General features: G+C 37.6%; 40 protein-coding genes. 37 read left to right on the top strand and 3 right to left on the bottom strand.

All coding sequences use genetic code 11. The features are described from left to right. Positions 1-111: 111 nt before the first annotated feature. Positions 112-243: a hypothetical protein gene (locus LREU_RS10640; RefSeq protein ID WP_003666971.1), complete on the top strand. Its 132-nt coding sequence runs from the start codon at positions 112-114 to the stop codon at positions 241-243. A 13-nt stretch (positions 244-256) separates the two neighbouring features. On the opposite strand, the gene LREU_RS05990 is transcribed toward LREU_RS10640, so the two are convergent. Further along, a complete protein-coding gene (locus LREU_RS05990) occupies positions 257-763 on the bottom strand; it encodes a hypothetical protein (RefSeq protein WP_003666973.1) in 507 nt (168 codons plus the stop codon). Between the two features lie 52 nt (positions 764-815). Here LREU_RS05990 and LREU_RS05985 point away from each other — a divergent pair, with 52 nt between their 5' ends. The 22 genes from LREU_RS05985 (at position 816) to LREU_RS05875 (ending at position 12,156) form a co-directional block, all read left to right on the top strand. Continuing rightward, a complete protein-coding gene (locus tag LREU_RS05985) occupies positions 816-1,001 on the top strand; it encodes a hypothetical protein (RefSeq protein ID WP_003666974.1) in 186 nt (61 codons plus the stop codon). Between the two features lie 35 nt (positions 1,002-1,036). After that, positions 1,037-1,267, top strand: coding sequence for a hypothetical protein (locus LREU_RS05980; protein ID WP_003666975.1), 231 nt, complete (start codon positions 1,037-1,039; stop codon positions 1,265-1,267). After that, entirely contained in the window at positions 1,260-2,249 is a 990-nt protein-coding gene (locus LREU_RS05975; protein ID WP_003668360.1) for a recombinase RecT, read from the top strand. The genes LREU_RS05980 and LREU_RS05975 overlap by 8 nt, the downstream gene beginning before the upstream one ends. Next, complete coding sequence (locus LREU_RS05970) at positions 2,233-3,057, top strand: PD-(D/E)XK nuclease-like domain-containing protein (protein ID WP_003668359.1); 825 nt, start codon at positions 2,233-2,235, stop codon at positions 3,055-3,057. Before LREU_RS05975 ends, LREU_RS05970 begins: the two co-directional genes overlap by 17 nt. A gap of 4 nt (positions 3,058-3,061) precedes the next feature. Continuing rightward, positions 3,062-3,919: a DnaD domain protein gene (locus LREU_RS05965; RefSeq protein ID WP_003673373.1), complete on the top strand. Its 858-nt coding sequence runs from the start codon at positions 3,062-3,064 to the stop codon at positions 3,917-3,919. Next, positions 3,912-4,241: a hypothetical protein gene (locus LREU_RS05960; RefSeq protein ID WP_003666901.1), complete on the top strand. Its 330-nt coding sequence runs from the start codon at positions 3,912-3,914 to the stop codon at positions 4,239-4,241. The genes LREU_RS05965 and LREU_RS05960 overlap by 8 nt, the downstream gene beginning before the upstream one ends. Then, a complete protein-coding gene (locus LREU_RS05955) occupies positions 4,238-4,609 on the top strand; it encodes a hypothetical protein (protein ID WP_003666903.1) in 372 nt (123 codons plus the stop codon). The genes LREU_RS05960 and LREU_RS05955 overlap by 4 nt, the downstream gene beginning before the upstream one ends. A 75-nt stretch (positions 4,610-4,684) precedes the next feature. After that, positions 4,685-4,963: a hypothetical protein gene (locus LREU_RS05950; RefSeq protein ID WP_003666905.1), complete on the top strand. Its 279-nt coding sequence runs from the start codon at positions 4,685-4,687 to the stop codon at positions 4,961-4,963. 184 nt (positions 4,964-5,147) lie between these two features. Beyond that, positions 5,148-5,300, top strand: a complete 153-nt coding sequence (locus tag LREU_RS10475; RefSeq protein ID WP_003666907.1) for a hypothetical protein — start codon at positions 5,148-5,150, stop codon at positions 5,298-5,300. A gap of 43 nt (positions 5,301-5,343) precedes the next feature. Then, on the top strand, positions 5,344-5,538 hold the full coding sequence (locus LREU_RS05940; RefSeq protein ID WP_003666908.1) for a hypothetical protein: 195 nt from the start codon (positions 5,344-5,346) through the stop codon (positions 5,536-5,538). Next, positions 5,538-5,798, top strand: coding sequence for a hypothetical protein (locus tag LREU_RS05935; protein WP_003666909.1), 261 nt, complete (start codon positions 5,538-5,540; stop codon positions 5,796-5,798). Before LREU_RS05940 ends, LREU_RS05935 begins: the two co-directional genes overlap by 1 nt. Further along, entirely contained in the window at positions 5,798-6,139 is a 342-nt protein-coding gene (locus LREU_RS05930) for a crAss001_48 related protein (protein WP_003666911.1), read from the top strand. The genes LREU_RS05935 and LREU_RS05930 overlap by 1 nt, the downstream gene beginning before the upstream one ends. Then, entirely contained in the window at positions 6,139-6,327 is a 189-nt protein-coding gene (locus LREU_RS05925; RefSeq protein WP_003666912.1) for a hypothetical protein, read from the top strand. The genes LREU_RS05930 and LREU_RS05925 overlap by 1 nt, the downstream gene beginning before the upstream one ends. Before the next feature lie 7 nt (positions 6,328-6,334). After that, positions 6,335-6,595, top strand: a complete 261-nt coding sequence (locus LREU_RS05920) for a hypothetical protein (protein ID WP_003666913.1) — start codon at positions 6,335-6,337, stop codon at positions 6,593-6,595. Next, positions 6,595-6,906, top strand: a complete 312-nt coding sequence (locus LREU_RS05915; protein ID WP_003666914.1) for a hypothetical protein — start codon at positions 6,595-6,597, stop codon at positions 6,904-6,906. Before LREU_RS05920 ends, LREU_RS05915 begins: the two co-directional genes overlap by 1 nt. A 62-nt stretch (positions 6,907-6,968) precedes the next feature. Beyond that, positions 6,969-7,112 carry a hypothetical protein gene (locus tag LREU_RS10470; protein ID WP_003666915.1) on the top strand — a complete coding sequence of 48 codons (144 nt, stop codon included), beginning with the start codon at positions 6,969-6,971 and terminating at the stop codon, positions 7,110-7,112. An 81-nt stretch (positions 7,113-7,193) separates the two neighbouring features. Continuing rightward, positions 7,194-7,616 (top strand): hypothetical protein, encoded by a 423-nt coding sequence (locus LREU_RS05910; RefSeq protein ID WP_003666916.1) that lies wholly within the window; start codon positions 7,194-7,196, stop codon positions 7,614-7,616. A gap of 905 nt (positions 7,617-8,521) precedes the next feature. Continuing rightward, positions 8,522-9,364 (top strand): hypothetical protein, encoded by an 843-nt coding sequence (locus LREU_RS05900; RefSeq protein ID WP_003666918.1) that lies wholly within the window; start codon positions 8,522-8,524, stop codon positions 9,362-9,364. A gap of 272 nt (positions 9,365-9,636) precedes the next feature. Then, a complete protein-coding gene (tnpA, locus tag LREU_RS05895) occupies positions 9,637-10,095 on the top strand; it encodes an IS200/IS605 family transposase (RefSeq protein ID WP_003664118.1) in 459 nt (152 codons plus the stop codon). A 659-nt stretch (positions 10,096-10,754) separates the two neighbouring features. Further along, positions 10,755-10,934 (top strand): hypothetical protein, encoded by a 180-nt coding sequence (locus LREU_RS05885; protein ID WP_003666920.1) that lies wholly within the window; start codon positions 10,755-10,757, stop codon positions 10,932-10,934. A gap of 67 nt (positions 10,935-11,001) precedes the next feature. Continuing rightward, positions 11,002-11,538: an HNH endonuclease gene (locus tag LREU_RS05880; protein WP_003666921.1), complete on the top strand. Its 537-nt coding sequence runs from the start codon at positions 11,002-11,004 to the stop codon at positions 11,536-11,538. Positions 11,539-11,682: 144 nt separating this feature from the next. Further along, the gene (locus LREU_RS05875; RefSeq protein WP_011953499.1) at positions 11,683-12,156 is read left to right on the top strand and encodes a phage terminase small subunit P27 family; all 474 of its coding nucleotides are present in this window, start codon (positions 11,683-11,685) and stop codon (positions 12,154-12,156) included. Positions 12,157-12,178: 22 nt separating this feature from the next. Here LREU_RS05875 and LREU_RS05870 read toward each other — a convergent pair whose 3' ends face one another. Continuing rightward, entirely contained in the window at positions 12,179-12,616 is a 438-nt protein-coding gene (locus LREU_RS05870; RefSeq protein ID WP_003666923.1) for a hypothetical protein, read from the bottom strand. Then, entirely contained in the window at positions 12,613-12,786 is a 174-nt protein-coding gene (locus tag LREU_RS05865; protein ID WP_011953498.1) for a hypothetical protein, read from the bottom strand. Before LREU_RS05865 ends, LREU_RS05870 begins: the two co-directional genes overlap by 4 nt. Positions 12,787-12,851: 65 nt before the next feature. On the opposite strand from LREU_RS05865, the gene LREU_RS05860 reads away from it, so the two are divergent. The 14 genes from LREU_RS05860 (at position 12,852) to LREU_RS05805 (ending at position 25,585) form a co-directional block, all read left to right on the top strand. Beyond that, a complete protein-coding gene (locus LREU_RS05860) occupies positions 12,852-14,741 on the top strand; it encodes a terminase large subunit (protein ID WP_003666925.1) in 1,890 nt (629 codons plus the stop codon). Next, entirely contained in the window at positions 14,722-14,910 is a 189-nt protein-coding gene (locus LREU_RS10250) for a DUF1056 family protein (RefSeq protein ID WP_225349827.1), read from the top strand. Before LREU_RS05860 ends, LREU_RS10250 begins: the two co-directional genes overlap by 20 nt. A gap of 17 nt (positions 14,911-14,927) precedes the next feature. Then, the gene (locus LREU_RS05855) at positions 14,928-16,118 is read left to right on the top strand and encodes a phage portal protein (RefSeq protein ID WP_003666926.1); all 1,191 of its coding nucleotides are present in this window, start codon (positions 14,928-14,930) and stop codon (positions 16,116-16,118) included. Beyond that, a complete protein-coding gene (locus LREU_RS05850) occupies positions 16,102-16,836 on the top strand; it encodes a head maturation protease, ClpP-related (protein WP_003666928.1) in 735 nt (244 codons plus the stop codon). The genes LREU_RS05855 and LREU_RS05850 overlap by 17 nt, the downstream gene beginning before the upstream one ends. After that, a complete protein-coding gene (locus tag LREU_RS05845; RefSeq protein ID WP_011953496.1) occupies positions 16,826-18,001 on the top strand; it encodes a phage major capsid protein in 1,176 nt (391 codons plus the stop codon). Before LREU_RS05850 ends, LREU_RS05845 begins: the two co-directional genes overlap by 11 nt. A 19-nt stretch (positions 18,002-18,020) precedes the next feature. Next, positions 18,021-18,389: a head-tail connector protein gene (locus tag LREU_RS05840; protein WP_003666930.1), complete on the top strand. Its 369-nt coding sequence runs from the start codon at positions 18,021-18,023 to the stop codon at positions 18,387-18,389. Next, positions 18,358-18,708 (top strand): phage head closure protein, encoded by a 351-nt coding sequence (locus tag LREU_RS05835; RefSeq protein ID WP_003666931.1) that lies wholly within the window; start codon positions 18,358-18,360, stop codon positions 18,706-18,708. The genes LREU_RS05840 and LREU_RS05835 overlap by 32 nt, the downstream gene beginning before the upstream one ends. After that, positions 18,701-19,126: an HK97-gp10 family putative phage morphogenesis protein gene (locus LREU_RS05830; RefSeq protein ID WP_003666932.1), complete on the top strand. Its 426-nt coding sequence runs from the start codon at positions 18,701-18,703 to the stop codon at positions 19,124-19,126. The genes LREU_RS05835 and LREU_RS05830 overlap by 8 nt, the downstream gene beginning before the upstream one ends. After that, positions 19,123-19,506 carry a DUF806 family protein gene (locus LREU_RS05825; RefSeq protein WP_003666933.1) on the top strand — a complete coding sequence of 128 codons (384 nt, stop codon included), beginning with the start codon at positions 19,123-19,125 and terminating at the stop codon, positions 19,504-19,506. Before LREU_RS05830 ends, LREU_RS05825 begins: the two co-directional genes overlap by 4 nt. 4 nt (positions 19,507-19,510) lie before the next feature. Beyond that, entirely contained in the window at positions 19,511-20,221 is a 711-nt protein-coding gene (locus LREU_RS05820; RefSeq protein WP_003666934.1) for a phage tail protein, read from the top strand. 61 nt (positions 20,222-20,282) lie between these two features. Next, positions 20,283-20,669 carry a phage tail tube assembly chaperone gene (locus LREU_RS05815; RefSeq protein WP_011953494.1) on the top strand — a complete coding sequence of 129 codons (387 nt, stop codon included), beginning with the start codon at positions 20,283-20,285 and terminating at the stop codon, positions 20,667-20,669. An 89-nt stretch (positions 20,670-20,758) separates the two neighbouring features. Beyond that, positions 20,759-20,893, top strand: a complete 135-nt coding sequence (locus tag LREU_RS10635) for a hypothetical protein (RefSeq protein WP_255505072.1) — start codon at positions 20,759-20,761, stop codon at positions 20,891-20,893. Next, positions 20,886-24,725 (top strand): tape measure protein, encoded by a 3,840-nt coding sequence (locus LREU_RS05810; protein WP_003666937.1) that lies wholly within the window; start codon positions 20,886-20,888, stop codon positions 24,723-24,725. The genes LREU_RS10635 and LREU_RS05810 overlap by 8 nt, the downstream gene beginning before the upstream one ends. 14 nt (positions 24,726-24,739) lie before the next feature. Further along, the gene (locus LREU_RS05805; RefSeq protein WP_003666938.1) at positions 24,740-25,585 is read left to right on the top strand and encodes a phage tail family protein; all 846 of its coding nucleotides are present in this window, start codon (positions 24,740-24,742) and stop codon (positions 25,583-25,585) included. The last annotated feature ends 1 nt before the right edge of the window (position 25,586 follow it).

Here is a 25,586-nt window from a genome sequence, read left to right as displayed (position 1 = left end):
GTTGACGATTATTGGCTGCTTCTTAATTGGAGCAATTGTCAACGTTATCGAAGGTGAGAAGCTAAACGTGCTTAAGCCACGTTATCAGAAGAAGCATTAGGAGGTAGTGACGTGCAAAAAGAATTATACAAAGCATTAGCAACTTACATCTTAAAAGTTTTGTCGGATAAAAATAGCCGACCTGCTCCTGAAGAAGTAAATCAGCTATTTCAAGAATTACGTTTGTTAAGGAGGAATAGGTAGATGAGTTTACTAACTATTTCCATTTTGACCGCCATTGTCGGAAACATGATAATGCTTTATTTGGACGCTTCCAAATCCATTTTTTATGCTTTGTGGAGTATATCCATCTGCGTCCTCGTGGGTCTAGCAACTCTTTAATAAAAATGGTAACCGTTTGAAAATCTGCATTACTTTTTGCGTCATGTTTTCGGTTAGCAGCTTCAAGAGCATAACGTTGAAAAGTTTCTTGCATATAGTTTGGTAAATATGGAATCAGTAAGTAAGACACTTCAATCAATTTTAAGTTTTTTCGTTCTTCAGGAGTTTCTGCTCTCTCTGCTTCTACTAAACCAACTAAATATTGCTCAAGTAATTCTCTTCTCCGAGAATTATAAGATTCATATCTTTCGTGTTGATTGTTAAGGCGTTTCGCAACGAGATCAAAAATCCGATTAAGAATAATTGTCACTATAGGAGAAAGTAATGTGCCTATTACTAATACGGTTGCCCAAAAAGAGCTAACAACAATTTTATCTTGCATAAATAATCACCTCCTAACGAGATGATTATATCAGTGAAAGGAGGTGAAACAAATGACACTAACAAAGATCGTTAATTCCAAAGTAACAGCAATGCTGATAGGCGCATGGATAACCTATTGCACAGGCTTAGGAGATTATGGAGGAGCAGTATTCCTACTATTTTTCTACCTGCTGATGTTATGGGATTTAAAGACTAAAAAAGCCACCGGCTCTGACACAGCCGATGGCAATAAGTAACTAAGAAAATTATAACACTAAGGAGATTATAACACATGAATGAATTTTATAAACAACGACTTAAAAGAATGCAGAAAGTTTTAGCAAGAAACCTCTATAACGTGAATCTGATTTTAAGCGATGGCGCTTATGATTATGACATAGCACGGGCAATGACATATCTGTTAGACGATCTAGATAATCAGAGCGATTTTAAGCAAGATGCAAAAGAAGTAGAAGCTGAGGCATATCGCCTAGCTGATGAGGAGGGACTAGTTCATGAATAATCAAGTAGCGATTAATCAAGAATTGCAAGACAAAGCAAATAGTATTCTTAGTAGCGTTAATATCAATCAAACTGGTGCATTAGCTGTTGGTCAATTAAGAACCGTAATAGATGCACGTATAAATAAACAGCAAAATCAAGGCTTAGATTTACCAGCGAATTACAGTGTTCCAAATGCGCTAACACAAGCACTTTTAAGGCTCCAAGCTGTCAAAACTAAAGGTAAAACTCCTGTGTTACAAGCATGTACGCCTAATTCAATTATTCAATCCTTGATGGATATGGTGGTGCAAGGATTAAGCCCCGCAAAAGATCAATGCTATTTTATCGCTTATGGCAACGAATTACAGTTGCGACGCAGTTATTTTGGAACAACCGCTGCTCTTCTAAGGCTAGAGAACATTACTGATGTAGATGCTCAAGCAATTTATGAAGGAGATCAAGTAAATACTTCGATTGATCGTCATGGACATTTAGTCCTTGATACTGAAAACACTCATCTTGATTGGACGAACCAAGACAATGAATTAATTGGAGCTTATGCCATTATTACAACTGCTGATGGTGTGGATCATTTAACAATTATGACAAAAAAACAGATCAAAGTTAGTTGGAATCAATCTAAGACGCATGACGTACAGAATAAGTTCGGCTCAGAAATGGCAAAGCGTACTGTGCTTAATCGTGCCGCTAAGATGTTCATTAACACTTCTGATGATAGCGACCACCTCTTAACGGGTGCTATCAACGATACAACAAGCAACGAATACGATGATGAGCGCCGAGATGTCACACCTGTTGAGGATGAAAAACAAAGTACTGATGAATTACTAGAAGGATTTCAAAAGTCACAAGAAGCAAAGGCTAAAGGGGTAAGCAATAGTGGCAACAGCAATGAAGAATCAAGTGAAGAAATTGCAGACGGACAAACAGAACTCTTCAACGAGAGAACAATCAAGCCAGCCGATGAAGCTGACAGCTGATAATTACTACTCTCATGAGACCGATTGGCAATATATGAGTGTCTCACTATTCAAGGATTTTGAGAAGTGTGAAGCTCGTGCATTAGCTAAGCTCAAGGAGGATTGGCAACCCGTTTCTAGCCCTGTTCCTCTTCTTGTTGGTAATTACGTACATTCTTACTTTGAGAGCGCTAAGAGTCACCAAGACTTTATCGAAGAGAATAAGAAAGCACTTATGACCCACCCAACAAAAACTAATCCAAACGGACACCTTAGAGCTGAATTTAAGGGTGCTAATAGCATGATTCAAACGTTGCAAGCCGATGATATGTTCAATTACTTCTACGCTCCAGGCGACAAGGAAGTAATCGTAACAGGTGAGATTGACGGCTACTTGTGGAAAGGCAAGATTGACAGCCTTGTGCTTGATAAAGGCTACTTCTGTGATTTGAAGACCGTTGACGACATCCACAAGGGTCACTGGAACACTTATGAACATAGATATGTGCCATTTATTCAAGACCGAGAATATGACCTACAGATGGCCGTTTATCGTGAATTAATCAAGCAGACCTTTGGTAAAAAGTGCCAGCCACTTATCTTTGCGATCAGCAAGCAAACGCCTCCTGACAAAATGGCAATTGATTTTAACGGCGTTGATGATGATTACCAAATGCAAGCCGATTTAGACAAAGTGAAAGAACTACAACCGCATTTTTGGAAAGTGATGACTGGAGAAGAAGAACCTGTTCATTGTGGCAAATGTGATTATTGCCGTGAAACGAAGATGTTAAGCGGATTTATACATGCAAGTGAAATCGAGGTATAGAAACATGGCACGCGTTAAAAAAATTAAGATTAAAGGCTTCACGATCATTGATAATGACATAATCAATGATCCAAGAATGCACCTTAAAGCCTTAGGACTCTTTGCGTATATGTGGAGTAAGCCAGATGATTGGCAATTCTATATCAGTGAGATTGCTACACATTTTAAAGATGGTGAATCAGCTGTAAGCAGTGCGATGAAAGAGTTAATGGAACTTGGCTATTTGAAGCGAACTCAAAATCGGAAAGACGGTAAATTTTCAACGTATGATTATGTTCTCCAAGAAATACCGAAACCAGAAAATCACAGTTCGGTGCCGAAAGGCGATTTACCGAAACCAGAAAAATCGAAATCGGAAAAACCGATTCCGGAAAATCAAGGACTACTAATCACTGATAACACTAATACTGATTTAAATAATACTAATAAAGTGTTAAGTGATGCACAGCATTCCGTCAAAGATGTTTTCGAGCTTTGGCAAAACAACTGGGGATTTCCTAATGGAATTGCTCAACAAGATTTAACTGAGTGGACGAATAAATATGGAGCTGACTTAGTTCTTCATGTAATTACGTATGCATTAAGAAGAAATATAGCTTCTAAGGGCGCTGATCGCTATTTAGCAAAAACGTTTGAACGATACGATCAACAGTCAATTAAAACGGTGGAACAAGCTAAAAAGTCTGAACAACAACACGAGCAACAAATGAGCCGTGAATATCAGCAAAAGAGTGGCTCACGTAAACGTCAACCAATTAACGAACCAATGCCAGAGTGGTTCAAAAAGCAACAAGAAGAACAGCCTAACAAACAACACTACGAAAGAATTGATGATAGTGGGGATCCGATGCCACATGACTAAAGAAGAAGTGAAAAAGAAATGGGCTTCTACTCGGAAGCTATTAGAAGTAACTGATAGTGAATATAACGGTGTAACACAAGAAGCTGCTAACCTGCGTTTTATCAAAACTAAGCTACAAATAGCAGTTTATTATCTGCAAATGCTTGATGAGCATAATTGCGAGTATCAAGTACCTTGGAATAAAGAACAATTTAAATGGCTACTTAGAAAGCCTGTCGGGGATAAAAAGAAACAACAGGCTAAAGAATGGTGCCATCAGTGTTGTTTAATACGTGACAAAGCCTGCACCAATTGGAATTACAAGGAGGCAAAGACAGCATGAAAAACAATAGCTTAATTAAGCAGATTAATGATTTAATTTTTGCTCCAGAAGAGGAGATTGCATGGATTGGGTCAGCAGATGGCAAGCTTGCAATGAATTGGGAAGAATTTAGTTTTCATTTTTCTCAGCTCAATCATGATCCAGAAGACGCCAAACAAGAGTTAGCAGTTGATCTTGTAATCGTAATGAAAGATCACTCTTGGTACGAACGAAATTTAAATGACGGGGGCTGGATTCATAAGCGTATGCCCTACTTAGCTATAAATCACCAGCCTTTTAAATACGTTTCAGAAGCCGATAGCCCAAATGGCTCATGGCCCTGGAGTACGTTAGAAGAACTAAATGACTGTGAGGAGGTAGCGCAATGAGCACAGAAGTAAAAGTATTATCAACAAGCACAAGAACTAACTTAGAAGCATTGAAAATGTTAGCGGAGAAGAAAAATGATAACGATTGATTTAGATAATAAGTTTGCCATCGTCAGTGACGGCGAAGCGCTCAACATTGTTCAGAAAGATGGCAAAATGCGAAAGAACGGTACTCCATCGGGACAAAAGTGGTGGTTCAACACGTATGGCCAAGCTATCAAGTTCTACGAAAAGAAAGTTGACGCTGGAAGACCTATTCATTCATTGCGAGAACTAGCCAAGCAAATAGACAGCGGATATAAGCGTATTGAAATCATGGTAGATCAAAAACTGAAAGAGGCGGGGATTGAATGAGCAAGCGTACTCGTAAGCGACAAATCATGAAAGCAAAATTAATGAGCCTGCCGCCTTATCAAAGAAAGCGATACAAAGCACTAAACATAATTGCTAATGCGATTTGTTCCTGTGGAATATCGATAAATGAGCTATCAAAATCAAAGAAACACCATAGTGTGACGAATCGAAAGAGGTGGAAGTAATGAAGCAATTACCGTTATGTGTGGGGATTGTCTGTGTAACGGCAATTATTATCACAATAATTATCTGCAAGGTTAGCCTTGAAACAATATTTAGTCTGATTATTGGATTGATGATTATTGCTTTTGTAGTTGCCAACTTAATTGATTTATAAGGCGGTATGAAGAGCAAGACGAAATGGAGTGTGTTTATAAAGAATGATAAAGCTGTATAGAGTTAACGCTTTTTTTGATAGCTATATTGTTAAGGCTGCTAATGAGGAAAGAGCTAAAGAACTAGCTTGGTTTAATGAGATGGAAGTAATATCTGAATCGTGGATAGATGAATATGATGTTCAAGAACTAGACATTAAGAATATGAACGTTGAAGAGGTCATATCTGGAGGCAACTAATGAAATTAACTGAAAAGCAAAAGAATTGCCCGTATTGCCATCACAAAAAGAATATTGTCAACATACCGGGATTGTGTGTCTCAATAGATCCTAAGGTCTCTAATGGCAACTTAACTATCAAATATGATGCATCGAACAAAGACATGACAGATAACAATATTGTCATTGGAGATGACGATGGCTATGTGTTTGGCGGCTGGAATTTAACTATTAATTGTTGCCCTATGTGTGGTCGACCACTGAACGAGGAGGAAAAATAATGACAAAAGAAGAAATATTCAATGATTTTATCAAAAAAGTAAAATGGGACAACTTCCAAATTATTAATGTATGCAGAAGCAACAGAGACAATGTTCAATCATTTAGTTTTGAAATTACTGATAAACAAACTGCCACTAACATTGAATTAGCTAATAAACTTTCAAAAGAGAATGCGGAAGTTGCAGGCAGAATGAATCGACTAGATGAGTTCATGCACACAGACGAGTACAACCGATTAAGCGATAAAGAGCAGCGCTTAATGATTATTCAGTACAACGCTATGCAAGTGTATGCTGATGTACTTTTGCAACGGATTGATGAGATTAAGGAGCGTTTGTAATGCACTTTTATCTAGTTGATGATGACAACTCATCTAAAGTCATTGTTGCTCATTCAAAGGATGAAGCTTGGCGTGCTGCTTCTAAGCGTGATTTTGGAGATCCTGTTGATCCAGAAGCATTCTATGAAATTACTATGTTGGCGCCAAATCACTATAAGAAGGCGCAAATTATTGTGGAAGAAAGGTGATCGCTTAATGCTACACAAATATAAAAAGATAGTTCCAATTAAGGCTGAACAGTTCGATGGGTCAGATGAAATGATGAAGAAATATTGTATTACCGATGATGGCTTTGGTGAAACCTTTACTTTTCGGAAAGATAATAATTGTTTACCGCTAAAACGTGGTTGGTGGATTGTTAATCTTGGGAAGATTACCGTATTTGATTATACATTCACTGATTGGAAAACAATGAGTGATGAAAAATTTCGTAAAACTTATGAGAGGTGCGACTAATGATTAGATATGATGGCGAAGTTGTCTACTCTGAGTCAGGGAGTGGCATTAGAGCAAACAACCGGATGCTTTTTAACGAAGCGCAGGTATCAGCGATTAAAGCAATCACTAATGGTGAGTTCAAGCGCCAAAGTGATTTTGGCACAGTTTACGTTGTCAAAGATCAACTAGTAGATGATTACGGTGTTTTAGAGATTATCAAAGTCTTTGAGCAATTAGATGATGCGCAGAAATATGTGATGGCTCATCCACGAGCTGCGTTGTTGCCAAGAAAGGTGATCAAGCATGGCAAAGTCAAAGAGCAAAAGTAAAAACCGCCGACGCAAGAAGCGTCAACGGCGAGAAGAAAATAAATTAAAGCGGGAGGAAAAGAATGATTAAGGATTTATTGAAATACATTCCTCTGGTATGTTTTACAGCAATTATTATCACGGAAATTTTATGTGGCTTTGATAAGCACATGATTGGATATGCAGTCTTTGGATTGTTTGTCTTACTAATGTTTGGAGCTGTTTAATGAAAAAAGACGCTCTACTGTGAGAGCGCCCTTGAGATATATGTATAACAAAATAATTATATCACAAGGGGAGTAGGGCAAGTGAATAGCATATTTGAAAAGTATAAACGTGATGAATCGTGCGACATGGCTCGTGAATGGTTGTCTAAATATTGGTATTGGAGAGATGAAGCCGAAAAAAAGAAGATTACGCTAGGATCGCCTGATTTTGACGGACAGCCTAAAGCAAAGACATATGATCCTGACCGTCGTATGATCGATTGGACAAATGCACAAAACGAATGGAGGAGACGTGAACTAGTTCTCAAGTACATTGCTTCAAAGGGAGACGAGCATGAATTATATGCGCTTATACTGGATAATCGCTTTGTTCATCATCATCGCTCAATAACAGAGGTAAGAATGAAACTGAATATCTCTGAGCGTACTTTTAACCGTATGCAGAAAGAAGCATTGTGGGAAGCAGCGAGGATAATTCCTACTAATGTTTTAGTTGAAAAGTAAAGTGGCGGTGTTTTGGCGGTAAAATGGCGGTACTTTGGCGTGATTTTCAAGAAAAACAGCCTTATTATGGTATTGTCGAATGATTACGAAAACGACTTTACTTTTCAAATAACGTGCCCGAGCAAGCCTTTAACTGCTCTACGTATTTTCAAGACTCATTACTATACTCACAATAGGGATCTCTTGTTAAGCGTAGGAAGTGTGGAATCCGGTAACCAAGCCGACGCGATGGTGGCAGATGACCATAATCCACGTAGGGTATTAGCTATGGAAACGTTGATACCCAGTAAATCATGATTTATGTTTAAGACTGGCACTCACCTTCTATATGTTTTCTAATACTACAGTGATGATTGATTCTTAGGTGGAGTGTTTATAATACGAGTGTGTGCGAATTTCTCAAAATAAAACCTTAATAGAGTGTCAGTCCTTTATGCGAATATGCAAATTAGATGCCAAGTATCCTGGAGTAGTCCAATACTTGTGGGGGCAGTTCCCAATATTCGCAATTGCAGTGCTTTACGAGTCGCACTGCTTGCTGAGATCCAAGATGGGCACACAAGGTCTCGTGTGACAAAAGTGTGGTTTGAATCCACCTCTCGGCTTTATCACGGCAAATTTAACTATGATAGGAGATGAAAGCTCCTCTTTCGTAATTGCATAGTATTTTTTTTTCTAAGCCGTGATGTAATGCAGAGATTGCTTAATTCTTAAGTAATAAAAAACGATCTAGTCGATATCATTCTCTGTATTATGCTGATAAAGGTAGGGCTAAACACCCTAATGGTACGGTTCGATTCCGTCCATCAGCATTGTCCGCAATGACGTTAAACTAGATATATCACCCAAACGAAGTCTAGCTATTATAGCTAGGCTTTTGTATTATATTTAATTGGGTGATATATATGAATAAAATAAAAAGGTTATGTAAAAAATACCAGCAAGTAATTTATACACTATTTGCTGTCCTAGTTATTATAAGTGTTGTTTATTTTGCTTTGCATGGGTTTGATTCATTTGTAAAGTGGGCAACAACTGATGTGGGGTCTGTCGCTGATTGGGCTGGAAGTATTGGAACAATTCTTGCTTTTGTTGCTGTTATATGGCAACAAGGGAGACAAGAAAACATTACAAGAGCTGTTCATATCGAAGAATCAAGGCCTAGATTTTCGCTTACATATACACCTAAGCCGGTGTTGAAAACAAGAGTGTTGTTTTGGGGCAATGGTCGAACGGCAGTTAATATAAATGAAATTCTTGGAAGTAGGTCAGCTGAGAATTACAGATTTATTAGTATCGAAAATATTTCTAATAATGTAGTTTATGATTATTCCATAATATTAAAGTATCACTCTAATGATAATGCAAGAGTTAGAAAAGATTATTGGTCAAGTCATGGATTATTTCCAAGAAGAAGTGTTGCGATTGTTCCTAAGTTTATGGGCACTGATAAAGATAAAATAGGAAATTACATATATGATGAATTACTTGTTAAATTTACAACTCCGGCTAATGAAGTAGGATTTTTTATATCGAAGAACATAAATAACGCTCAAACAGATTCTAGTTTTGGCAAAAGTCAGTATTATTTTGTACGAGGAAGCCACGTTAAGCGTGTAACGGCTATTAACACAGATAAAATGATTGATGTTGATAGTTCCATTTGTAGGAAATTAGATAAAGAGTTTGACGAAATAATTGGTATAACAAGTTTAGGAGAAATAAATGAGAATGGAAAACTTTCTTAAAATTTTAGGAACAATGTTATTTTACACTTGGATAATTCTAGTTGGATCGGTATTGACACTTAACATTATTAAATAACTCTAAGTCAGTTCAACACTGACTTTTTTTATTAATGTCTTTAGACCTAGTTGAGTGCGCGAGCAGAGCGAGTGCACGAAACAAAAAACCACCTGCTATGCGGGTGGGCGATAAAAATTATATAAAAAAGGCCTCTTTTGCCTTAAGATGTAGGTGTTCAAGCCAAAGTCAATAAGGGAAAAGAGGTTATATAAATATGGCTAATAAATTAAATAGCTTAGCCCATACGAAGTGGTTATGTAAGTATCACATCGTATTCATACCAAAGTATAGACGTAAAGCGATCTTCAATCAATACCGAAGAGACCTGAGAGATTATATTCGTTTGTTGTGCAAATATAAGGGAGTAGAAATAATTGAAGGTCATATGATGCCAGATCATGTGCACTTGTTAGTAAGTATTCCGCCGAAACTAAGTGTCTCGCAGTTTATGGGATACTTAAAAGGGAAAAGTGCATTAATGATGTTTGATCGACATGCAAACTTAAAATACAAATATGGGAACCGACATTTTTGGGCTGAAGGCTACTATGTGAGTACAGTTGGATTAAATGAATCCACGATAAAGAAGTATATCCGAGATCAAGAGAAACATGATATAGCAATGGATAAGCTAACAAGTGTGGAATATTCGGACCCTTTTAAGGGTAAGTGAGGTAGTATAAACACCGCTTAAAGCGGTGGCAAAGTAGTCAGAGCATTTTGGCTTGAGCAAAGCGAAAGCCAGCGCCTTGAGACGCCGGCTTTTATTATCGGCTTATAGCCGATGTGCAAACCACCCGTTTGACGGGTGGTTATGATTTTGGAGGAAAAATGTTTCAGACTAAACGGTTTGGCTTAGTTGCTAGCAGGCAGGAATATCAAATGCTGTGCAGAGCCGAACGACACATGAATAAAATACAAAAGAAAAAGCCGACAGGTCAAAGCTTGCCGGCTTTTAAAGTACACAAAAATAAATAAGAATATTTCTCAATTCACTTGATATTGTACCTATATAGGTGTATTATAATAAGTGAAGGGAGGGATGATGATTAGAACAGATAGACGTAAGAGATTACAAAAAGAACGCCGAGAAGATATTAAATTTTATCTCAGCATTGCAAGCTTTATAATATCAATCTTGACGTTCTTATTTAAGTAATCTAACACCAGCAAGGGTTCCAACAAAGCCCTTGTTTAGGTGTATATAAATTATATCATGTTCTAATCGTGTCTGTTATGAAAAGAGAAACAAAAGATAATATCTCAATCGTTCTATCAGTGCTTGCTATCCTAATTTGTATTGCTACTTGGTTAGTAAAGTAGGTGATACAGATGGCAGAATTAAGTGAGGCACGGCGCAAAGCTAACAAGAAGTGGAACGAGAAGAATAAAGATAAACAGCGTGTCTATCTTTATCGCTCACATGCTAAGAAGTTTGTAAGAGAGATTGCTAATGAGGACGACCTCAAAGAATTACGTAAGATGATTGATGATAAGTTGAATAACAATTAAGGCGATAGCAATAGCTACCGTCTTTTATTTTGCTTTCATACATAAGACTAGAAAGGGGATGCTACCAATGCCAAGGTATAGAAGATGTAGACAACCTAACTGTCATGCAATGGTTCAGTTCCCTAATCATTATTGCCCTAAGCACTTTGAACATGAAGCAGAGTACCTTGCCAATAGACAGCGATGGGCACGTAAACATAGTGAACAGTATCAGCATAAAGAGAAACAATATAACCATCATTACAACACTGTTACTCGTAATCGTAATGATAATAGAAGTGAACAGTACAGGTTCTATCGAAGTAAGCAGTGGGTTGATTTAAGACAATCAGTATTAAACCATGACCATTACCTATGCCAGTATTGCAAGGCTATCGGTAAGCTTACATCAAATAGTAAAACAGTTGATCATATCATTCCTATTGCGTTTGATCATAAGCTGATGGCTAGTAGTAGCAACTTAGCTACCATCTGTAATAAATGCCACCGCTTAAAAACAAAATGGGAGCAAGGATATTATGGAACTGGTCAAGGAATGGAAATGAAAAATGTTCCAGAAATATCAGAAATTTCTAAAATCGTTCTATTGATGCACCAAAAATAAAACATCCCCCCCGGTACGGTCAGGTGAGGAGAGCAGCACACAGAACAATTTCCTTGTGATGCACAGTAATTTTCAAATTTTTACTTAGGGGGGTCAAAAGCAATTTATTAGGATACAAAATCGTAGCAAAAGAGGTGAAAGATGATGGTAAAACACGCATTCTATCAGCAAAATAACGGTCATTTATCATATAGTCCACCTAAATATTTAACACCAATTGCAAAGACATGTTGGCGAAAAGTAGTGCCCTTTTTAGAGGCAACTAATAGAGTTCAACGAATTGACTCGATGCTTGTTGAACAATATTGCGTTCAATACCAAGAATATCGAAATGCTTATGATAACTTACAAAAAGAAGGAGCACAGCAAAAAATATATCGTTCTTTGCAGGATGTTCAAACGGGAAAAGTAATTGGCAAGGATTTTGTTGGTTGGAAAAAGAATCCTGCAGTTGGCAGGTTAAAAGATGCTACTCAAATGCTTAATACAATTGGCATTCAATTAGGACTTTCGCCGAAATCACGAGCAGAACTATTTAAAACTGTTCAAAGTAAGAAAGAAGAAGGATCGACCGCTAAGAGTATTCAAGAATTTTTCAGTAACAATAAAAAGCAGTAGTCGTTGGATTACTGCTTTTTTGCTACAAATTATTTTGAATGATTTCTTCAACCTTACTTCCAACGGCTTGCCCAGTAGAATAATGAATATCATTTAACTTGGCATCTGGAAGCTTTACACAATCAATATAGTGTTCCTTTTGATCAGTCGTCATTACTTGAACTTGTATTCCAGTAATAACCTTCCGTTGTTGTTTCCCGGCAGCAGCACCAACCATTGCACCAAAAAAGCCACCAACCATTGCGCCCAGCGTAGCATATCCTAATGAGTGATTAGTTGTTTGTACACCATCACTTTCATCCACATAGCAATACATAATGTCCTCGTATTTGATGACTTCATATTGATTATGCTTTAACAGTGTAGAGTGGTTGATTAAAAGAAGCTTATCTTTATCATCGAAATAAGCATTTCCTAAATGTTCTGCATTTTTCTTGATTGCTTTAATATCATAGGTCATTGTAATTCTTCTTTCCGTTTTGCTAAGAGCTTAGTGAATTCTTCGATGTCTTCTAAAGTTGCTTGATTACGAATAAATGAACGAGATCTAGAGCGATCGCTTAAATACTTTGCTCGTTGCTTGTGGGTATCTACCCATTTTTTATTATATTGGGTCTGTTTAGTTGGCATTAATAACACCTCATTTATTTCTATATTTATTATACTCTGCATAGTAGTAAAAAGGAAGTGAGAAAATGAAAATTGATTTAACCCAAACTCATGATGTCCTTGGTGCATACCAGGCTACTGACTTTAGCAATATAAAAGAGAAATATCAGGACGCTGGTACTAAATATTGTTTTGATGTTTTGGATGGTAAATACATTACTGGGTATCAAATTAAGTTAGCATGTTTTAGACATTTACGAGACTTGCAGCGTCAAAACGCTAAAGATTTCCCTTATCATTACGATACAAGCGAAGTTCAAAATATTTTGAAATTTGCTTCAGTTTGTCCAGAAATTAAAACTCGTAAACCAGTTAAATTAATGGGGTGGCAGCAATTTGTTTTGGCCATGCTAGTAGGTTGGCGTGATAGTAAAGGAGATAAACGATTCACTCGAGCAATTTTATCTGTTGCCCGGCATAACGGTAAAACATACCTAATGTCAATTGTAACCATCTATAGCTTTTTGATTGAGGCAATTAATGAAGCAGGTCAAGATTTCTTAGTTAGTTCTATTAACTATAAACAAACTAGTAAACTGATGGGGTATATCAAGCAGATGCTTTTGTACCTCATGGAAGTTCCACCATTTGGTCAATTAGTTTTAGAGTTAGGAATTAATCCTAAGACACTTTCGTCACAGTCGGATCAAATTGTGATGAGTAAAACTGGAAGTCGATTATTAGCGGTAACTTACAAGTCGGGTCAATATGATTCTTTCCATTTCAAAACTGCAATCGGTGATGAATTTGCTGATCCTGAAGTAGGAGATAATAGTAAAATCTCGAAGATTACTTCCGGACAACTGGATGTTACTAATAAACAATTTATTCAAATTTCAACTGCTTATGATAATCCATCAGTACCATTCCATAATGATGAAAAACGAGTTCAAAATCTAATGGAAGCTGATTATTTGCGCCAAGGGGACGCTTATCTTGTCTTGAACTGGTGTCAAGATGATGAAAATGAAGTATTTAAGCCGGAAACCTGGTCTAAATCTAACCCGTTGATGGATATGCCAGGAAAACGTGATCGGTTTGTTTTAGATCTGCAAACTGAAAGAGATAACAATATGCTAACTGGTAATATGTTAGGCTTCCAAAATAAATCAATGAATATTTGGATGCAGCAGTCAGCAGATAGCTTCTTGAAACTTGATGATATTGAAAGAGCGATTATTCCGCGCTTCGATATTCGTGGTCGAGAAGTATATATCGGGTTTGACTATTCGATGTTTAGTGATAATACAGCCATTGCATTTGTTTATCCCTATCAAGATGAAAAAGGTAAGCAAAAGTGGCACGTTGAGCAACATAGTTTTATCCCTTGGAATAAAGCAGGGTCAATCGAGGCTAAAGAAAAACAAGATGGGATTAATTATCGTCAATTAGCAGATGAAGGGTACTGTACAGTTACAAGTCACCCACAAGGATTAATCAATGACGAACAAGTTTACAATTGGCTATTAAATTATGTTGATGAAAACCATCTTAAGGTTATCTTCTTCGGCTACGATGCTTGGGGTGCTACGACGGCGATCAAACAGATGGATTTAAATACTGATTTTCCGTTGGAATCAATTCGACAGCGGACTAGCGAGTTAAAGGACCCCACAAAATTTTTACAAAAGATCTTTGTTGAAGGCAATGTTAGCCGATTAGACGACAAGATCATGGAAAAGGCTCTGATTAATGCCGAGATTTACGAGGATAAGATCGGTATTCAGGTCGATAAGGCCAAGGCCACACTAAAGATTGATGTGGTCGATGCAATCATTGACGCACTCTATCAAGGTATGTATCACTTTGAAGACTTTGGGATTGCTAATGATAAGAGCCAGCAAGTCGATCGAATGACGGCAGAGCAGGTTAAAGCATGGTTTGAAAATAAGGACAGTGGTTTACTTGATAACTAATATTTTTAAATTTATTTGGCGTTATTTTGACGTAATTTGTTTCCTCAGTGCGGTTACATTCGCTATCTGGGGATCTTTTCTGCTGAGCTTTACAGCAGGCATTTTTAGTATTGCGGTTAGCTTGGTCATTATTGGTTATCTATCGGAGAAGATAGCTAGCCTTCAATAGAAAGGAGGTGAAAGCTATTGCCGCTATTTAATCAAAAGGTTAGTCCGGGATTATCGGTTACAGATGATACTGATATTTTGCACTTCTTAAATCCTGATAATTCAGATAAGTATGTAGACGCTCGGACTGCTTTGAAGAACTCTGACATTTATTCAATTGTTTTTCAGTTAAGCGCTGATTTAGCAAATGGAAAACTTAAAGCAGACGCGCCTCGGGCACAAGGAATTCTTAACACCCCAACACAAACGAGTAACGCACATTCGTTTTGGCAATCGATGTTTGCTCAATTGCTGTTAGGTGGGGAATGCTTCGCTTATCGTTGGCGCAATCAAAACGGAACCGATATGACATGGGAGTATTTGAGACCGTCTCAAGTTACTCCTTTTTTATTAGAAGATGGTTCTGGATTAATCTACAACATTAATTTTGATGAACCAGAAATAGGAGTTATGGAAGCAGTTCCGCAGTCCGATTTAATCCACGTTCGTTTGCTATCGCAGAATGGCGGTAAGACTGGGATTAGTCCTTTATCTGCATTAGCAAATGAACTTCAAATTAAAGATCAGTCTAACAAGCTCACATTAAGCGCTCTGGGACGTTCTATTCTTGCTCCGGGTATTTTATCGATTAAACACGGAGGATTGCTCAGTGATAAGGACAAGGCTTCTCGTTCAAGGAAATTTATGAAGCAAACGTCTGACTCCAAGAATGGGCCGATCGTTCTCGATGACTTGGAAGAATATACGCCGCTAGAAGTTAAAAGCAATGTTGCCCAGTTACTTAATCAAGTTAATTGGACTGGCGCTCAAATCGCTAAAGTTTATGGTGTCTCTGACAGTATTATTAATGGTCAAGGTGATCAGCAATCATCAATTCAAATGATGGGTAATGCCTATGTTAAGTCACTTTCTCGATATGCTAAAGCAATTACGGGAGAACTTAATAATAAGCTTAATGCTAATATCACTTTGGATTTGCGGTCTGCAATTGACCCATTAGGCGATGAGTACGCTTCTACAATTGCTAACTTACAGAAGAACGGGACACTTGGTGCTAATCAAGCAGCTTGGTTATTGCAACAAGTCGGATACCTACCAGATGATATGCCTGAAAAAGAACAACCAAAGGTACAAGTTCAGCCCGTTCAAATGGTTTCTTCTGATGATAAGCAATCAACGGAAGGAGGTGATAATGATGACCAAGATTAACGTTAAGGGCGTTATTGTCAGCAATGATGATGCCGATATCTATGATTGGCTTGGATATGATTGTGTTAGCCCTAATCAAGTAGAAGATGTACTTAATAATAGCGATGAGGATATTGAAGTTGATATTGCTAGCGGTGGGGGTAGCGTCTTTGCTGCTTCCGAAATCTATACCATGCTTAAAGCTTATTCAGGTAAGGTAGTAGTTAATATTCAAGGATTAGCTGCTTCTGCTGCTTCTGTTATTGCGATGGCAGGGGATGAAATCAACATGAGTCCTACCAGTCAAATGATGATTCATAAAGCCTCTACTATTTCTATGGGGAATGCGGATGACTTTGCGCATGATTCTAAGATGTTAGATGTTATGGACCAGTCTATTGTTAACGCTTATGAAGCTAAGACGGGAATGGATCGTGACGATATCTTACAGTTAATGGCTAATGAAACTTGGATGACTGCTCAAGATGCAGTTGACAAGGGCTTTGCTGATAATATTTCGGCTGGTTCTAAAACTCCCCAAGTGGTTAATGCTGTTAGCAACCAACCCATTCTTAATTCTACTGCTATCGCAAAAATCAAAACTGTTCTGGCTAAAGCACGAGATGCCAAGTCTAAAAACGAAGTGGAAACACCGATAAATAACAAAGAAAAGCCAACTCCTAGTCTTAAAGATCAGAAGTTGGCAATTTTACTAGGAGATGAAATTAATGGGAATTAATGAATTAAATGATGCTTGGATTGCCAAGGGTCAAGAAGTATCTGATTTAAACAACAAGTTAAATGCTGCTGTTCTTGATGACAATTTCACTAAAGACAAGTTTGCTGAATTAAAGGAACAACGTGATAACGCTAAAATTCAACGAGATGCTATTAAGGATCAGCTTGACGAAGCACGCGCTCAAAAAGTTAAGGCTATGAAGTCTGAAGACAAGAAGCCTTTAAACAAAAAAGAAATGGATATTAAAGACCAATTTGTTCGTGAATTCAAGGACATGGTTACTTCTGGTAAGACTGGCACGGGTAATGGTGGCCTAACTATTCCGGACGATATTCAATACGCTATTCATCAACTCGTTCGTCAATTTGCCACGTTACAAAACTTGGTAAATGTTGAATCTGTTACTACAACTACCGGTACACGGACATATGAAAAACTAAGTGACATTACACCAATGACCGATTTAGATGATGAAACAGCTACTATTCCAGATATGGACGATCCAGAATTAACACTTATTAAGTATGCTATTCATCGATACGCAGCAATTCAAACTGTTACTAACAGTCTTTTAAAGGATACTGTCGAAAACATCCTTGCTTGGTTGTCAAACTGGGTAGCAAAGAAGGTAACTGTTACTCGTAATGCTAAGATTATCGAAGCAATGGGTAAGCCAGCTAAGAAGCCTACTATCGCAAGCTTTGATGATATCAAAGATCTAGAAAATAACACGTTAGATCCGGCGATTATGTCCAGTTCAAGTTTCGTTACTAATCAATCCGGTTATAATGTCCTTTCTAAGGTTAAGGACGCTCAAGGACGTTATATGCTTCAACGTGACGTAACCCAACCAGATGTGTACCGTTTAGATGGTAAGACTATCACCGTAGTTGCTGACAAATGGTTACCTGACGTAGCGGCTGGCACTCACCCGCTTTACTTTGGTGACTTGAAGCAAGGAATTACGCTTTATGATCGTGAGCATATGTCATTGCTTTCAACCAATATTGGTGCTGGCGCATTTGAACATGATCTTTACAAAGTGCGGGTTATTGACCGGTTTGACGTTGAAGTAATTGATGATGGTGCTTGGGCTACTGCTTCATTCAAGGCTGTTGCCAACCAGCAAGCAACCACTCCAGAAGCTTCTGGTAAGACTGCCTAATTGAAAGTGAGTGATCATCATGAGTGATGAAACACCCAGCCTCGATAAGCTGGTACCACGAGTACGTGAAATGCTCTATCTTGATGACGATAGCGATGACCAATTACTAAATTCATACGTCAAAGCGGCAACGTCATTTATCCATAATGCGATTGGTGAAGATGTTAATGGCTTTTATGATGATTCGCGAGTAGTGTCGTTAGTTGATATTGCTGTTATGTCATTAGCAGGAACTTATTATCAAAATCGTTTAGCCTTATCTGATACTCAAACTTATCCCATTGATTTAACAGTTAATAGTATCATTGGTCAATTACGAGGATTAAGGAATTCGTACGATGAGGAGAGTGACAAGAATGAAACTTCCGATCAGCCGGCTGAATCATAAAGTTAAATTTGGCAAGACAGAAACCATTAGTGATGAGTCAATTGAAGGATCACACGAAAGTTTTATCACTCGACAGCAGTTACATTGTGCTTTTTACCAGCGAAGCCAAACTCAACAGTATCAATTACTTGGTACTAAACTTGAAGGAACGATTGTGATTGCTGTTCGTTCCCAATATCATGTTGAAGATGATCTTCAAGCTCAAATAGATGATGATAATACTATCTATAATATTGTTACGATCTCCCGTGATGAAAGCCATTCACCAATAAGATATGACTTAATTACACTAAAGGATACTGGAAAGAAGGTTGGTTAAAGTGGACTTTGCAGCTTCGCTAGAAGAATTTGGAAGAAAAGCAGAAAAAATTGCTGTTCCTGATCATGAAACTAAGAAAAAGATGACTGCCGCTGGTGCAGAAGTCCTTGTTTCAAAGTTGAAGGAAGTAACGCAAGAGAAGCACTACCAGCCGGGACGGAAGACAGGGAAGGTTAAACACTTAGCTGATTCGATTATCTTTGAAAATAAAGATATGGGGGATGTGGATAACGGAAATTCTCTGGTTGGGTTTGAAGGGCCAAAAGATAGCGGCATTAATCATGCACGTATTGCTAGATTCTTAAACGATGGAACAGTAAAGATGCGTGGAGACCACTTTATTGATAATACGAGGCGTGATGCCAAAGATGAGGTATTCGAGGCTCAAGCAAAAGTCTATCGAGGTCAGCAAAAATGAAATCTCCTTCACAACAAGCAGAGTTATTGATAAAGAATAAATTTTCGTTAATTGATGAAGTATATCGAGAATCGATTCCTAAAGAAATTATCGGAAATCAAGCCAAAACAATTTGTTTAATAACTGAATGGCTTAATGAGCCTACTTATTATGCAAATGCCACCTTTAAGGGATGGACAATTGGCGTTGAGGTGCAGCTTTTTTATCGAAAAGCATTGAGCGGAGAAGATGTAACAAACTTGGAAATAGAATTAGCAAAGAAATTCGTTCATGACAAATGGACGGTTGAACAATCAAAAGCGCATGTGAAAGATCCTGATACTGGTCAAAGTACCAAGGTCTTTTATTTTGCCAAAGATTTAGTAATAAAAGGAGTGTGAGAAAATGGCAGGAATGTCTATTAAAGGGATCGACTTTGTTATGGCTGGAATTACAGATGACAAAGGTGTTTTAATTACTGATCCCGAAAAAGGCGGATTAGGGCCAAAAGGAATTGCTCTTTGGGACGGTGATGGCGATGGTGCTACTACTGCTAATATCACCGGCCTAGAAGAAGCAGGGCAACAACAATATGCTAACAATAAAGTTAAGCGAATTAATCACGGGGTGCCAACACCACAAGTTGCATTAACTATGTTGGATATGCCATATGAAGATGGAAGTAAAATGGTAGGTTATACGGATATTAACGGTGGTCGTGTTCTTTCTAATAAGAAACCGCATGTTGCGCTTCTTATTGCATCCCATGACTTTGACGGGAATTGGTTCTTTGACGCCTTTGCAAATGGTGAAATGACGCTTCCTACGCGTAATCATGGAACAAATAACAAGAATGAAACTGATAGCAATGTTGCGTTTACCTATCAGAGTCTGAACCCAATCCCTAATAATGTCTTCTTAAACAAAGAAGGCTCTCAACAATCTTTCAAAGCCTATAATACTGGCGATTCAGCATGGCAAGGCTTTGAAACAATGTTGAAAGAAGTGTTCGGTGGCTATTCTGGAGATAATCCAATGGCAAGCTATATTCAAGCAACTGGAACTGGTAGTTTTGCAAATACAAATCAGTCTGATGTAAATAAGCCAACTGTTTAAGTGAAGATAAGTCGCCGTTGAAATAAACAGTACAGAAATGGGCGGCTGAATGGAGGTAAATATGACGGTTAAAATTAATACAAAGCAAATCGGCCTTGGCAAACCAATTAATATTCATGCAACAGTAGGAGCGGTCGATAAAGCAGATGAAATGATGATTACATTACTTTCTTTGGATGCTGAACTTAGTAAATCAGAGAAAAATCTAGACAGTAGTGAAGCCATGATTGCTACCCTAAAGAAAGAACGAGAAGTTAATAAAAAGATCTTTGTCTTTCTTCAAGATGTCTTAAAACTGAGTGATAAACAAGTTGATATGATCAAAGACCGTGTCGATTATCAGCAACTTGGGAGTTATGTAAGTTATGTCTGCAATCGTATTAAAGGTGTACCAGAAGATACATATCAAAAGACGGTTAATAATAAGAAAAAGGGCCCAAAAGGATAAGGGGAGAAATCCTCCGATCAATAGATTCACTGAAACAGGAAATTGAAGATCGTAACTATCTAAAAAAGCAGCTAATGTTTCAAGGCGGAATGGCACCATCACAAGTTGACTGCCAAGAATATGAAGAACTGCTGAAAATACTGAGTGCTAAATCTAGGGAAGATCGACCAATGAATACGGGGGATGCCCATAAGAAGTTAGCAATGTTAATGGGAGGTGGATAAATTGAAAGTTGAAAATGAAATGGCGACGCGGATATCAGTTGATACAATTGCTGCGACTAAAAGTTTATCTGCGTTCCGGAGTTCAATTAGTGCGGCCACGAATGCTTGGAAAGCTAATGAAACTGCGTTAAAAAATTCTGGCCAATATGCTGAAGCTGCTAAAGCGCGTATTTCTGGATTAAATGAAGTAATTGAACTTCAAAAGGCTAAGATTTCTGAATTAAAAAGTCGTCAGGAAGGCTTGAACTTATCTAATAAGGATCAATTAGAAACATGGCTGAAATTAGATAAAGATATCTCTCAAGCTAGTAAACAATTAGCTTCGTATGAGGTACAAGTTAATCGGGCTAATAGTACATTAAAGTATCAAACTTCGGGTTTAGCTGAATTACAAACTAGTTTTCGAAGAGCCCAGGAGTCTTCACGAGCATATGCAAATAATTTGCGTGCGAATGGTAAAGAGCTTAAAGCAAATGACGTTGAAATTAAGGGCTTAAGTATTGGATTAAAAACTCTTTCTAAGCAGTACGACCTTCAAAAGAAAGAGTTAGATCAGCTTGCTAAAACACAAGGAAAGAATAGTGAAGCATACAGAAAACAAAAAGTGAGGTTAGATGAAACTAGTGCGTCAATTGGAAAAACAAAATCGCAAATTTCTGAATTGAAAACTAGAACTGACGACTTGCATGCTTCACTAATTCGTAAAGACACTTTAGGATCTGGTTTCTTTGCATCTGCTAGAAACAAAATTCTTGGCATAAAAAATGCAGAAGAATTAACAAATCGTGAAACTAAATCGTTAAGGGAAACATTAAAAACATCATTCGCAGGTGTTTTTGTATCTAATCTTGCATCTAATGCGATTATGGCTATGACAAGCAATATGCATGGCTTAATTGAAGCGGGTCGCGAATATAATAAAGAACAAGATACAATGCGTACTGTATGGAAGTCTTTGACAACCGAGGCACCCCAGGATGGCAGACAACTAATTAATTTTATTAATGATCTTTCTCAGCACTCAATATACTCTGCAGAAACAATCAATAAAATGGCTCAAAGTTTTTACCATGTGGATAGCAATGTTAAACATGCTAAACAGTGGACTAATGACTTTGTGCGTTTAGGTTCAACCATGCATATGACGAATGCTCAGATTGCAGAAGCAGGTGAGCAGTATGCAAAGATTGTTGCTGGTGGTAAAGCGAGTCAGGAAGATATGAATGTTATGATCAATCGTTTTCCGATGTTTGGAGAAGCAATTCAAAAAGCAACTGGAAAATCGATGAAACAGTTACAAGAACTTTCCCAGCAAGGCAAATTAACTGCTGATGATTTTGTCAAGGCCATGGACTATTTGGGAAAGAAATATAAGACTGGACAATCTGAAGCGATGACAAGTTACATGGGAATGTCCATGTATCTTAAATCGCGCTTTTCAAAACTATCAGGGGATGTTCAAAAGTCGTCCTTTAAGATGAGTAAATCTGCTAAAGATGCTTTAGTTCAAGTTACGTCTGATAAATCTATGCAACGTTATGCTAATAGTATAAGTAAAGCATTAGCCGGAGTGTTAAGTTTATTATCTAAAACTATTGCTTTTATGAGTAAGCATCAAACAGCAGTTAAAGTTTTTTCTAAAACAATGATTGCCTCTTTTGCATTTACTAAGACTGCAAGATTAGTAACAGCTTTTTATATGACTTTGGGAAAAGGAATTGCTGTTTACAAAGGATTGTCTAGTGCTGCAAAGATTGCCGCCCTAAATCAAAAAATGCTTAATCTTGCTATGAAAAGTAATGTAATTATTTTAGTTATTTCTGCTATTGCTGCATTAATAATTGAATTAAAGCATTTATATGACACTAATAAACAATTCAGAAAATTTATTAATGGGATTGCTAAGTTTGCAAAGAGTGGATTGAAAAAAGTAGGAAGTTTTTTCAAAAATACATTCAAACAGATCAGCAAGAGCCAGGAACAATCCAATCGTGAGCAAGCTAAGGCTAATAAGCAGGCAGAAAAGAACTGGCATAACTTTACTAATAGTTTGGCCAAGAATTGGAAGTCTTATTGGCGTAATCGACAACGTGAACAACGCCAAGATGAAAAACAAAATCAACAGTATTGGAATAATGTTCGAAAGTCGGCATCACGTGGTTGGAAGAACATAGAAACAAGCGCTCGTTCAGGTGTGAATAATATTAATCGTTGGTATAACAATTTAAATAATTCAACTTCTAGAATTGTTCGAAATATGTATCGGCAGCACCCTAAAACATTCCAATCTATGTATCGGGTTATTCAAGATCATACAAGATCTTGGCATGACTTAGTGAGTGGCCACTGGGATCGGTTAGGACAAGATACCAGTCAAACAGCTAAAGATATGCGAAAAAATAATCATCAAATTTTTAAGGATATGTACGATCGTTTGAATGACCTTACTGGTGGTAGCCTAGGACGGATGCTTAAATCGTGGCAAGATCATATGTCTCAGATTGGGGATGCAATTGCAACTGGTAAGAAGAACGCCATGCGAGCAATGGCTGATTTAGCTAATGGTGTTCTAAAACCATTTAATACCTTAATGAATGATATTAAGAATGGTTTGAACTGGATCCTTGATAAAATTGGTGCTAGCAAAATTAGTGGTGACTGGTCAATCTCAGTTCCGAGCTATGCGACTGGGACTGCTGGAAATCCTGATGGCACTAAAAGGTCTTCACTTGCACTAGTAAATGATGGTCCGGGTGAACACTTTCGTGAAATGTATCGTCTTCCTAATGGTCAAATTGGAATGTTTCCTAATAAGCGTAATTTCTTAGCATTCTTACCAAAAGGAATTTCTATTCTTAACGGAGAAGCTTCTCACCAGTTGGCAAAAGCTTTTAACTTGCCTCGTTATGCTAATGGAGTAGGTGACTTTTTTAGCGGACTTACTGATAAGCTTGATAATGCCGGAGAGTTTATTGATAAGGTTATTGAACACCCAATAGAAGCGCTAAATGAGGTATTTAAGCGCTTCGTGCACATTTCAACACCAATTAAGTATGCTAGTGATTTGGTTGTTAATGTACCCATTTACATTGCTAAACAAGCAGGAAAATGGATTAAGAAACAATTTGAAGAATTAGCTGATCCTGGTGGTTCTGGTGTGGAACGTTGGCGGCCATACGTAGTAAAGGCATTAGCAATGTTGCATTTATCAGGCAGTCTTGTAGGTAAGGTACTTCGTCAAATTCAGACGGAATCTGGCGGTAACCCTAAAGCAATGGGTGGAACTGATGGTTTAGCTGACGGTCATGCGATGGGATTAATGCAAGTTAAGCCAGGAACATTCGCTGCTAATAAACTTCCGGGCCATGGAAATATTTGGAATGGATTTGATAACTTGCTTGCGGGACTGAACTATGCTCGTAAACGTTATGGAGATAGTCTTTCTTTTCTTGGCCAAGGTCATGGATATGCGAATGGTGGTCGAATTGATACTGAACAATTCATTCGGATTGCGGAACAGAATAAGCCAGAATATGTTATTCCGACAGATATTAATAAAAGGTCTCGTGCTTATCAATTACTTGGTGAGGTTATTGCACGTTTTAGAGGTGAAGAACCTAGCGTTCAGACAACACGAGACGACCAATCTATCGATAAAGATAATTTCAGGTCGTTAGAATCGAAATTAGATCAGTTACATAAGGACATACAATCATTAATCAATTTAGGAACTCAACAAGTTGCTGCAATTCATAGTCAGGGTAAATTCGACCCCAAGCGTCAAGATATTTTGCAAGCACAAAGACTGTCAATGAAATTAAATTCGTTTTAAGGAGATGGTAATAAGTGAGTGAACCAGAAATTTACGTTAAGGTTGGTAACCAGCCCGAAATAAAACTAACTGATAAAATCACTGGATTATCATACCTAGGAATGGATGATTCAGGTTCTAGCCCACAAGTAGTTAATAACTACCAACAATTAGCTGCAGTTGATGGTCAACAATTTATATCAGAGGCGTATGACAAACGAACAATGAATGAAAAGTTCTCATTAAACTTTATGGACTATGAGGATTTACAGTTAGCTAAGCATAAGCTCTATAATTTACTTTTTGGTAGTCGACAATTGATAAGGATTCGCCATTCTATTAATATGGCTAAAGTGTATTTCGCCTATCCGATGACCGCTGATGTTGCACCGATTAGTCCTGGAGCAAACGTAGCCACTTTTACAATCCCCTTTGAAAATCCGTCTGGATATTGGTTCAGTATTTTTCGCTCTGATACGGTGAAGGATTTTAATGGAGATGGAACTGGGTATGGAATGAACTACTTAGGAAATAACCCAGGAGATTACCACTTTAATTCAATGAATTTCACAGTTTATAATCCTAGCGATGTTGCTATTGATCCTTATTACCAACACCATGATATGAAAGTTCTGATAAGATTCTCAGGTAGTAAGTGTAAGATAACAAATACAACAAATAATTCGTCATTAGAAATTACCAAATCTCAATCAGGAGTAATTACTTATGATGGTGTTAATTGTTATGTTGATAATAACAATATTAACAATGATACAGATTTTGGCACGATTACCCTTGAACGTGGTAATAATAACTTTCAAATAACGGAATGCTCAAGTGTTGATATAACATTTAGCTTTCCGTTTATTTATTTGTATTAGG

The sequence above is a fragment of the Limosilactobacillus reuteri subsp. reuteri genome (assembly GCF_000016825.1).
GTDB classification, from domain to species: domain Bacteria; phylum Bacillota; class Bacilli; order Lactobacillales; family Lactobacillaceae; genus Limosilactobacillus; species Limosilactobacillus reuteri.
Note: the sequence above shows the minus strand (reverse complement) of the source record. Positions and strands in the feature narration are given on the sequence as shown.